Origin of the sequence: Alienimonas sp. DA493 (genome assembly GCF_043951915.1) — a bacterium.
Lineage (GTDB): Bacteria > Planctomycetota > Planctomycetia > Planctomycetales > Planctomycetaceae > Alienimonas.
In genome coordinates, this window is the sequence record NZ_JBINJD010000170.1 from 1 (window position 1) to 10,943 (window position 10,943).

At 75.8% G+C, this 10,943-nt stretch carries 5 protein-coding genes and 1 pseudogene; 4 read left to right on the plus strand and 2 right to left on the minus strand.

Going from position 1 to position 10,943, the window contains the following annotated elements; all coding sequences use genetic code 11:
* Window positions 1-694: type II secretion system F family protein (locus ACG2DA_RS19145; protein WP_395257804.1), on the minus strand; the 694-nt coding region annotated here is incomplete at its 3' end.
* Window positions 695-1,064: 370 nt separating this feature from the next.
* On the opposite strand from ACG2DA_RS19145, the gene ACG2DA_RS19150 reads away from it, so the two are divergent.
* Window positions 1,065-1,595, plus strand: a complete 531-nt coding sequence (locus ACG2DA_RS19150) for a hypothetical protein (protein WP_395257806.1) — start codon at window positions 1,065-1,067, stop codon at window positions 1,593-1,595.
* 32 nt (window positions 1,596-1,627) lie between these two features.
* On the opposite strand, the gene ACG2DA_RS19155 is transcribed toward ACG2DA_RS19150, so the two are convergent.
* Entirely contained in the window at window positions 1,628-2,428 is an 801-nt protein-coding gene (locus ACG2DA_RS19155) for a glycosyltransferase family 2 protein (protein ID WP_395257808.1), read from the minus strand.
* A gap of 420 nt (window positions 2,429-2,848) precedes the next feature.
* Between ACG2DA_RS19155 and ACG2DA_RS19160 the strand changes: the two genes are divergently transcribed.
* The 3 genes and pseudogenes from ACG2DA_RS19160 to ACG2DA_RS19170 form a co-directional block, all read left to right on the plus strand.
* Complete coding sequence (locus tag ACG2DA_RS19160) at window positions 2,849-4,561, plus strand: ArnT family glycosyltransferase (RefSeq protein WP_395257810.1); 1,713 nt, start codon at window positions 2,849-2,851, stop codon at window positions 4,559-4,561.
* Window positions 4,558-5,361 carry a hypothetical protein gene (locus tag ACG2DA_RS19165; RefSeq protein WP_395257812.1) on the plus strand — a complete coding sequence of 268 codons (804 nt, stop codon included), beginning with the start codon at window positions 4,558-4,560 and terminating at the stop codon, window positions 5,359-5,361. Before ACG2DA_RS19160 ends, ACG2DA_RS19165 begins: the two co-directional genes overlap by 4 nt.
* 189 nt (window positions 5,362-5,550) lie before the next feature.
* Window positions 5,551-10,943 (plus strand): annotated as a pseudogene (locus tag ACG2DA_RS19170) (hypothetical protein); the annotation flags it as partial.

A 10,943-nucleotide genomic window follows, 5' to 3' on the forward strand; every position in this document is an offset into this window, starting at 1 on the left:
CGTGGGCCAGCAGGCCGTCGGACAGGGCCTTCAGGACCTTCGTCGGCCAGGGGAGCGGCCGGCCGGCCTCCAGCAGCCCCTCCAGGAGCGTGGGCACGACGGCGGTCATCAGGAACAGGCTCACGCCGATCGCCGCGACGAGCACGAACGCCGGGTAGAGCAGGGCCGTCGTCACCCGGTCCCGCAGCTCCAGCCCCGCCTCGCGGAAGTCCGCCAGCCGGGCGAGCACGGCGTCTAAATTCCCGGACTTCTCGCCGACCTCGGCCATCTTGACGGCCAGCGGGTCGAACAGCCGGGGCCGGCCGGCGAACGCCTCCGCCAGCGAGACGCCGGCGCCGACCCGGTCCCGGACCCCCAGCAGGGCCTCGCCGAGCCGGCCGGGGTGCCCGGCGGCGACCACTCCCAACGCCTCGGCCAGCGGCACGCCGACCCCCAGCAGCGTGGACAGCTCCCGCACCGCCGAGGCCGTCCGGCGGACCGACCCCCGCCCACCCGGCAGGCGCTCTCGCAGGGAGCCGGGGGACGAACCCCCGCCCGCCGCGGACGCCGAGGCGGCCTGCTCGCGGACCTCGACCGGGGCCAGCCCGCGGTCCCGCAGCAGGTCGCGGGCGTGGCGGGGGGAGTCCGCCGCCAGCACGCCCCTGACGGCCGGCCCGCCGGCGGGGTCGGTCGCGCGATAGGCGAAGACAGCCACGGGGCGGCGGGAACACGGAACGGGTCGGAGCGATCCACCCTGACCGCCCGGCCGGACGCCGACAAGCGGGCCGGGGCCGGAGGTCGACCGAGCTTTCGCCTGTGGATATCGTTCTCGCGACCGCCCGGAGGTCTTCCCACGCCGTCGACCACACGAGGGGGGCGGGCAGTTCGTATTGCGGTCCACAGGGAGCGAGAACGTGCGAGCCCTCGACGATCCCGAAATCCGAGAACCGTCCCGCCGGGGCGGGGAGCGGTGTCCCGTTCGGGGCGCAAGGCGGACGACCGAGGCCGCCGAGGTCCGCCCGGACAGATCCGCCCGTGCGGTCCGCGGCGGGGGGCGGTGAGCGATGGCGGTCCGGACTCGCACCGTGCGCCGTACGCTTACGGCGGCGGCCCTCGCCGTCTGGCCCGCCGCCGGCGTCGCGTGTTTCTGGGCCCTCGGCGGCCCGGGCGCCGGCTCAGCGGGGCCCGCGGCGCCGCCTGCTGCGGCCGCGGCCGTGGGCGATCCCGGCCGGGCGGGACCGCGGGTCGCCGCGGCCGGGGCCGACGACCCGATCTGGGGCCGGGCCCTGAGGCGGCCGCTGTTCCCGCCCGCGGCGGCCCCGCCGCCGGCCGCCCCGCCGGCCCCGCCCCCGCGGGCGGTCCCGCCGCCGGCCGTCGTCCTGTTGGGCACGATGGCGGAGGGCGCGGGGGGCGACGCGGCGGCGGCCCTGCGGGTCGGGACCGGCCCCGCCGCCGCGGTCGAGGTGCGGCGGGCCGGGGAGGCGCTGGAGGGGCTGCCGGCGGTCCGGATGGAGGCCGTCGGGGACGGCGAGGCCGTGGTCACGTCCGGCGGCCGCGAGTTCCGCCTCGCGACGCCGGCCCCGGCCGCCGCGCCGTTCGCCGACGCCGCCGACTGAGGCCGCGTTTCGGCGGGCGGTTCGGGCGTCGATTAACCCGCCGGGCGGGTACCACGGACCGTCTCGCGGCGGCAGGCGGCGGCGACCGGGGCCGCGTCGAACGGCCGGACCCGCCAGGCCAGCAGCGTCCAGGCGGCCTCCAGGCCGTCGCGGAACCGGATCTTCTTCCCGTCCTCCGGCCCGCGGGGGGCGTAGGAGACCGGCGCCTCCCGCACCCGCAGGCCGGCCCGGGCCGCCTTGGCCGTCACCTCCGGGCAGAACTCGAACCGCTCGCACCGCAGGGCCATCGCCCGCAGCGCCTCCGCCGGGAACGCCTTGTAGCAGGTCGCCTCGTCGGTGACCCGCAGCCCGTAGAGGGCCCGCACGAACAGGTTCAACAGCCCGACGCAGCGGGCGTGCCAGCGGTGGGGGAAGGCGTTCCCGCCCAGCCGCCGCGACCCGTAGACCGCGTCCGCGGCGCCGGCCAGCAGCGGCGCGAGCACCGCCGGCAGCTCCGCCGGGTCGTACTCCAGGTCCGCGTCCTGGACGACGACGTACCGGCCGCGGGCCGCGGCGAGCGCGGTGCGGACCGCCGCCCCCTTGCCGCGGTTCGCCGGGTGGCGGAGCAGCCGGAGCGGGACGTCCGGGCGGGCCGCCGCCCACGCCCCGACCGCCGCGGCGGTGTCGTCGGTCGACGCGTCGTCCACGACCACGATCTCGCAGTCGAGGGCGGCGGCCGCCAACCGGTCGAGCACGGCGGCCACGCGGGGGGCCTCGTTGAACGCGGGCATCAGCACGCTGAGCGTCGGGGGGCCGGCGTCGCGGATCTCGGCGGGCGGGGGCGGTCCGGTCACGGCCCAGTTTGACCGCCGCCGCGTCCGGCCGTCCAATGCGCGGGCAAACTTCGATCGGTTCCTGACCCCGCGGCGCCCCCGTCCGGCGCCGGGCCCCGCGTTCCCGCCGACCCCCGCGAATTTCTGCCCGACGCACGCGCCGACGCGAGGCCGCCGACGCCGCCCCGGGCGACCCCGGGGCGGGGGCCGGACGTCGCCGGGTCGGACGGGGGCGGGGTCGGGCCGGCAGCGACCGCGGCGGACGGGGCGGCGGGCGGTCGCACGCCCGCCCGGTTCTGGTGGGCGGCCGCGGCCCTGCTCGCCCTGCACGCCGGCCTGCTGGCCCGCACGGCGGCGGTCCACGGGTTCACCTGGGACGAACCGGCCCACCTGGCCGCCGGCCTGGCCCACTGGCAGACCGGCCGGGCCGATCTGTACGCCGTGAACCCCCCGCTGGTGCGGGCCGCGGCCGCCCTGCCGGTGCGGCTGACCGGCGGGCCGGAGTTGGATCCGGCGGACCTGACCCCCGGCGGGTTCGCGCCCCGCCCCCGCGACCGCCGGGAGGTGGAGTTGGGCCGCCGCCTCGTCCGCGAAAACGGGCGGGCCTCACTGGACCTGCTGCGGACGGCCCGGTGGTCCTGTGTCCCGTTCTCCCTCGCCGGGGCCGTCTGCTGCGGGCTGTGGGGGCGGGACCTCTACGGCCCCGCCGGCGGGCTGGCGGCCCTCGCCCTCTGGTGCCTCTCGCCGATGGTCCTGGGGCACGGGTCGCTGATTACCCCTGACGTTCCCGCGGCGGCCTTGGGGGCCGGCTTCGTGTACGCGTTCCGCGGGTGGCTGCGGGCCCCGGCGTGGTCGCGGACGCTGTGGCCCGGCCTGCTTTGCGGACTGGCGGTGTCGGCGAAGGCGACCTGGCTGGCGCTCGCCCCCCCGGTCGCGGTCGCCCTCTGGCTCCTCTGGCGGGCCGGCCGCACGACGCGTTCCGGGGCCGCGCGGGAGGCGGCCCAGTTGCTGGCGGTCGGCGCCCTGGCCCTGGGCGTACTGCACGCCTGCTACGGGTTCCGGCACCCGCTGCCGCGGCTGGGGGACCCGGAGTTCGTCAGCGAGACGCTGGCCGGCCCGGCCGACGCTCGCGGGCCCGGGGGGACGGGCAACCGGTTCCGCGGCGGCCCGGCCGAAGACCTGCCGGTCCCGCTGCCCCGGACGCTGCTGGAGGGGTTGGACGTCCAGCGGGCCGACTTCGGGCGGGCCCGCACCGACCCCGCTTGGGAGGGCTACCTGCTCGGCGAGTTCGATGCCGAGGGGTGGTGGTACTTTTATCTCGCGGCCATGCTGTTCAAGACGCCGGCCGGGGCGTTCGTCCTGGTCGGCGCGGCGGCGTGGGCCCGGCTTCGCGGCCGGGGCCCGGCGTGGCGGGAGGAGGCGGCCCTGCTGGTCCCGGCCGCGGCGGTCCTGCTGCTCGTCTCCTCCCAGACCGGGCTGTCGCTGCACCTGCGGTACGCCCTGCCGGCCTATCCGTTCCTGTTCGTGTGGGCCGCCGGCGGGACGGCCGCCGCGGCCGGGCGGGCGGCCCGGACGGCCGCCGCGGCCGGGTTGCTGGCCCTGGCCGGGGCCTCGCTGTGGGCCCACCCGCACCACCTCGGCTTCTTCAACCCGCTGGCCCGCGCCGCCGGCGGCGGCGACGGCGTGCTCCTCGACAGCAACCTCGACTGGGGGCAGGACCTGCCGTTTCTGGCGGACTGGCTCGAGGACAACCCGCAGGCGGCCGGCCTCCGGCTGGCCTACTTCGGCGGCGTGGCCCCGGAGTGGCTGGGGTGGCGGTACGAGCTCCCGCCGGCGCTCCCGGCCGACCACGCGGACCGCCCCGCGGTCGCCCGACCCTTCCTGGGGCCGCGGCCCGGCTGGTACGCGGTGAGCGTCACGTTCGTTCGCGGCCGGCCGATGCCCGCCCCGGACGGCCGCGGCCGGTTCTATGCCGTGCCGGCGGACGCCTACGCCTACTTCGGGCGGCTGACCCCGCACGCCCGCCCGGCCCCCTCGATCTTCGTCTACCGGCTCACCCCCGAACGGACCGACCGCCTCCGGGCGGACCTCGGCCTGCCGCCGTGGGGAGACCGCCCCGATCACGCCACGACCGCCGACAGGACCGCCCCGTGAATCGCCCTTGGACCCGTTCCCCGGCCGCCGTGGCGGCCGCCGCCGGCCTGGCCGGGGCGTTCGCCCTGGGCGCCTATTTCGCCTTCCGGGCCGACGACCCGCCCCTGGCGCTGAACCGTCCCGCCCCGGACCCGCGGGCCGAGGAGGTCACGGTGGGCGGCGTGCGGCGGCCCCTGGCCGACGTGCGGCGGCCGCCCCGCGACCCCGAGGCCGGGCGGCCCGGCCCCCCGCCGGGGTACGGCGGGCGGGTCCCGATCCCGGCCGACGCGAACCCGAACGCCCGGAGCGTGGCCGAGGCCCTCCGGACCGGGGAACACCCGGAGCGGCTCTCCGCCCTCGTCCCCGCCGCCCCGTTCGACCGCGCCGCCTACGAGGCCGACCCCCAAGCCTACCTGGACGTCGTCGAGCCGGGCCGGGTCTGGCAGAGCCTCCAGCCCGGCCCGGACGTCCCGCGGGTCCGGCGGGTCTCGCCGACCAGGTCCGAGATCGAGCAGGGCGAGTCGGTCGCCCTGCGGGCCCGGGCGGCCCCCGGCGCGCCGGTGACGTTCGTCTCGTTCGACATCGGGGCGTTCCGCAACCGGCTGCCCGTGGTCACGGTCCGGGCGGACGACGACGGCCTCGCCACCGCCGTGTTCACGGCGACGCCGGGGACGCTGTTCGACGTCGAGATCCTCGCCGCCTCGCCGATGACCAGCGGGCAGTTGCGGTACCTCGTGCACGTCCGCCCGCCCCGGCCGGACGGGCTGGAAGCCGCCGCCGGGGCGGCGGAAAACGGGCGGAACGGGCGGGACGAACGGTGACCCGCCGCCCGCCGGCCCGCCGCCGTCACGCGGGCCGCCTCGCGGACCGCCCCGGCGTGGCGATCATGGAGTGTCCCGCCACGACGGCGGATCCGGAGTGATCCGCCGATCCGAGCGAGACGACGCTTGTGTTCTTCGGGACGGGGCGTCACATTCGGATCCGCTCATATCAGCGTGCTGGAGAATGTCGTGACGCTCTTTCGCCCGACGCCGTCGGACCCGCCGACGGCCGACTCGGCCCCCGTCCCCCGCGACCGCCGGCTCCCGGCCGCCCTGTTGGCGGTCTGCTCCCTCGCGCTGTTGCAGGCCGTGACGGGGCGGGCGACGGCCCAGAGCGGGGCGGACGTTCTACCCAGCGAGTTCACGCCGGCCGCGGGGGAGGAGGCTCTGCGCGAGGTCCTCCACCCCGGGTACTGCCCCTCGTACACGGGTTGGCGCCCGATCGATATGTGGGAGGCCTGCGACCGCCCGCAGACGTCGTGCGGCGGGTGCGGGCCCTCCGGCGACCCCTTCGCCGGCTTCCCCTGGCCGTCTGCCGGCGGGTCCGGCCCGACGCCGATGTCGCAACCGGTCCCGATCGGACCCCGGGTCCCGAGCGGGATGGCGTCCAACGTCGCGTCGTTCATCGACTCGCTCACGTTCAACTACGTCCACTTCGCCTTCGACCACCGCCCGGCCGGCGACGACTGGCGGAACGTCGGGCTGCGGCGGACGCTCCGCAGCCGGGACATGACGCAGCCGGGCAGCTTCGGCCCGGGCGTCTACTCGCAGTACGACCACCGGCTGCTGCTCCACCCGAGCTCCTCCGGCGACCCGGCGGACCTGACGATCGAGCTGTTCGACCCGAACGTGCCCAACGGCCGCGCGTTCCGGCGGCTCGACCCGGCCGACACGGCGTTCCGCCCGGTCGTCGACCCGGTCCCCTTCACGAACGCCCACAACCCGAACCCGGTCGTCGGCCAGGGCGGGGGGGAGCTGCTCCTGCTCGACGCGAACGACGCCCCGACCGTCGACCCGGCGGCGGCGGTGCGGGCGGTGCTGGACGCGCCGCAGGTCCCGCGGGTGGAGTTCGAACTGATCGATCTGGCCGTGGCGCCCGACCCGGCCGAGTACGCCGGCCGCCCGGTCCGGATCGAGGACCGGAACGGCCGGGGCGTGTCGCTGACCTACAAGACCTGGACGCAGCCCGAACTGGACGCCGCGCCGGACCGGCAGTGGCAGTTGGACGCGGCGACCGACGACTTCGGCGGGCAGGTGACGTTCGCCTACGCCGCGGCCCAGGTCGGGGGGCGGTGGGTCGTCTCCTCCGCCTCGCTGCCCGGGGGCGGGACGGCGACCTACTCCTACGCGAACGACCGGCTGTCCGCGGTGACGGGGGCGGACGGCAGCGTCTCGACGTTCTCCGTGGCGCCCTCGGCGGACGCGGAGTCGGACGTGCTGACGATCTTCGACCCGGCCGCGGACCCGACGCACCGGTCCAAGCGGGTTTACCTCGGGCGGTACGTCGGCGACAACCACGCCGGCGAATACAACGTGCTGATCACCGGCTCCTCGCAACTGGTGCGGATGGTCGTGAACGCGGACGAGGAGGTGGTCTTCTTCGCCGTCCAGCCGGCCGACGAGGCCCAGGCGTCGTACGTCTACGAGGGGTCCGGCCGGCTGCGGTACGTGCGTCACCCGGGAGAAGTGTCGGCGTACAAGTCGACCGACTGGGAAATGCGGCTGGAGCCGGCCACCTACGCGAACGCCGGGGACACCTGGGTCAGCGTGCGTGACCCCCAGGGGCAGACCGCCGCGAGGACGGAGACGGCGGACCACCGCTTCGACCAGTACCAGGAGCGGCCCTACGAGACCTACGACGCCCAAGGGAACCGCGTCCGGTGGGAGTACGACCCGGACGGTTGGGCCACCCGGGCCCTCTACGACGACAACACCTTCGAGGCCTGGTGTTACGACGCCGGGCACCGCGTGACCCGCTCCCGGGACCGGCTGGGGCGGGCGACTCGGTACGCCTACGACGCCGCCGGGAACCTCGTCAGTCTGGAGCAGGGCCTGGTCGAGACCGACCCCGGGCAGATGGTCAGCACCTACTATCACGGTCAGCAACTGTCCTCCTGCAGCGCGACCGACGCGCAGGGGCCGGACTACGCCGTCCGGACCTGGACCTACGACGGGAGCGGCAACGTCCTGACCGCGACCGACGCCCTCGGCCGGGTCACGAACTACGAGTACGCCGGCGGCCGGCTGACCAAGGTCACGAGCCCCCCCGACGTCCCCGGCGGGCCGCGGGCGGAAACAACCTACGTCTACCACGCCGACGGGCGGCTGGACACGGTCTTCAACCCCGACGGCACGGGGATCAGCTACGACTACGACGCCGTGGGCCGGCGGGTGAAGACGACCTACAGCGACGGGACGACCGAGGAGGTCGAGTACGCCACGACCGGCCCCGACGCCGGCCTGATCGTCAAAGAGATCGACCGGGCCGGCGTGGTGACGACGCTGGCGTACGACGGCACCGGCCGGGTGGTCACGCGGACCGAGGCCGCGGCGGTGCGGGACGGGAGCGGCGCCGACACGCCGACGCCCGCCGGCACGGCCCTGGTCACGACCTACGAGTACCTGAACGGCACGACCGACGTCGCCCGCACCGTCCGCGGGGGCAGCGAGACGCTCTACGAGTACGACGGCCGCGGCCGGTTGCTGACGACCGCCGTCAAGCCGGACGTGAACACGACCCTGACCACCTCCCGCGTCTACGCCGCGGGCAGCCTGTTCAGCGTGACGGACCCCCACGGCCGCTCGACCTACCACGCCTACGACGCGACCGACGGCCGCCGCATCCGCACCGTCGTCGGGACGGTCCCGTCGTTCACCCTGACGCCGGGCTCGACCGGCTCGGAGTTCCAGAACGTCCTGAACCACACCCGCGACCCGGACGGCACGCCCAACAGCACGAGCCTCGTCAGCGACGTCGTGTACGACGCCGCCGGGCAGGTCACCAGCGCCGTCGACCCGCGGGGGATCAGTTCGACCTACGCCTACGACGACCTCGGCCGACGGACCGTCCAGATCGAGGCCGCCGGCACGCCGGTCGAGGCGAAGACGGAGACGGATTACGACCTCGTGGGCAACGTCGTCGAGGTGCGGAGCCCCCGGTACTTCGACGCGGGCGACGCCGCCGGGCACCAGGCGTCGAAGACGACGATGACCTACACCGGCCGCGACCGGCTCGCGACGCGGACCGAGGCCCCCGGCACCGCCGTCGCCGCGACGACGAGCTACACGTACAACTTGAAGGGGAACCTCGCGACCCGCACCGACGCACGCGGCAAGGTCTGGACCTCGATCTACGACGGTTGCTGCGATCGGTGGCAGGCGTCGGCCGATCCGCTCGACGGGGGCTCGGTCACCGGCCGCGACGGCCGCGGGCTGCTGGCCTACGCCGCCGGGGTGGCGAACGTCTCGCAACAGTCGGTCCTGCAGAACCCGGTCGACGCGGACACGCTTTCGGAGGTCACCACCCGCCGCGACGCCCGCGGCCGCCCGATCGCCATGACGCGGTGGCTGACGCCCCGGGGCCTCATCGACCCGAACGACCCGCCGATCGCGACCGTTCCCGCCGACGGCCTCACCTCGACGTGGGAGTACGACGACGACCTGACGGACGGCGTCGGCCTGGACCAGACCTTCAGCCAGCACGTCGCGGGGCTGGGCCTCGGGGCCGGGGCGACGGGGGCCGCCGTGCTGGCGACCGACGCGGCCGGGGACCGCACGCTCTCGATCGTCGACGGCGCCGGCCGCACGCTGCGGACGGTGCAGCTGGCCGACGACGGCTCCGCTCTCACCCAAAGCACCTACGCCTACGGGGCGGTGACGACCGTCGCCGGGTACGGCGACGTGATCGAAACGACCGTCACGAACCTGCTCGGCGAAGTCACGAAGGTCCGCACCGACGCGGCCAGCCGCACGCTGGAGACGGTGGACGCCCTCGGGAACGTCTCCACCCTCGCCTACGACGCCGGCGGCAACCTGCTGTCCAGCCGCGACCCGAGCGGCGTGGGAGTGGACTATACGCCCGACGCCCGCGGCCGGGACGTGACCGTCACCGACACCGCCGGGATCGCGACCTCCACCGTCTACGACGCCGTCGGCCGCGTCGTCTCGCACACCGACGGCGAGGGCGAGACCGCCACCGCCGCCTTCGACGCCCGCGGCCGGCGGACGCAGGCGACCGACCGCCTCGGCCACGTCACCAGCTTCGACTACGACCTCGCGGGCAACTTGCTCTCGCTGACCGACGCCGAGAACGGCGTCACCGCCTTCGCCTACGACGACGCCGGCCGGGCCGTCTCGCTGACGGACCCCGTGGGGAACGTCACCTCGCAGACGTACGACGCCCTCGGGCGCGTTCTGACGGAGACGAACGAGGAGAACGCGACCCGCAGCGTGACCTACGACCTGCTGGGCGCCGTCGCCAGTTCCACCGACCGCGACGGCCGGCTGACGACCTACGACTACGACGACGCCCGCCGGCTGGTCGCGGAGAACTGGATTGACGCCGACGGCGTAACCGTGCTGGACACGATCGCCCGCACCTACGACGAGGCCTCCCGCCTCGCCTCGATCGCCGACGGCGACTCCGCACTGACCTACACCCGCGACGACGACGGGCGGATCACGGGCGTGGCCGCGACCGCGGCCGGTTCGCCGTCGGTCGCGCTGACGCAGACCCTGGACGCCGCCGGCCGGCCGGTCGCCCGCGGGGCGGCGGTGAACGGCGTGGACGACTTCCTGACGAGCTGGGTCTACGACGACGCCGGCCGGGTCACGCAGGTCGCCCAGACGTCGCAGGCCGGGGGGACCGCCGTCGTGAACAAGCGGGCGACGCTGGGCTACGACCTGGACGGCCGGCTGACGGGGCTGTCGCGGTTCGAAAGCCAGGACGCCTCCGCCCCGGTCGCCGACACCGCCGCGGTCTTCGACGCTGCCGACCGGCTCACGAGCCTGGACCACAACGCCCCCGGCGGCGGCGCCCTGGCGAACTACGACTGGACCTACGACGCCGACGGCCGGCTGACGCAGACCGTCTCCGCCGACGGGACCGCCGACTTCGGCTACGACGACACGGACCAGCTCCTCTCGGCGGTGAACAGCGTCCTCGCCGACGAGGCGTACAGCTACGACCTCGCCGGCAACCGGACGATGGCCGGCTACGCGACCGCCGACGCCAACCGGCTGACGGCCGACGGGACCTACACCTACGAGCACGACCTCGAAGGGAACCGCACGAAGCGGACGACGGTCGCCACCGGCGACTACCAGGAGCTGACCTGGGATCACGGCGGCCGGCTGACCGGCGTCGCCTTCCGCGCCGCCGGCGGGGCGTTGCAGAAGAGCGTGACCTACGACTACGACCCGTACGGCCGGCGGACCGGCAAATCGGTGGACGAGGACGGCGACGGGGCGGTCGACCGCGGGGAGCGGTACGTCTGGGACGGGGCCGGCGGGTTCGGGCACGTGAACGACGTCGTACTGACCTACGACCTCGCCGGCAACCTGCTGCGGCGGGCCTTCGTCGG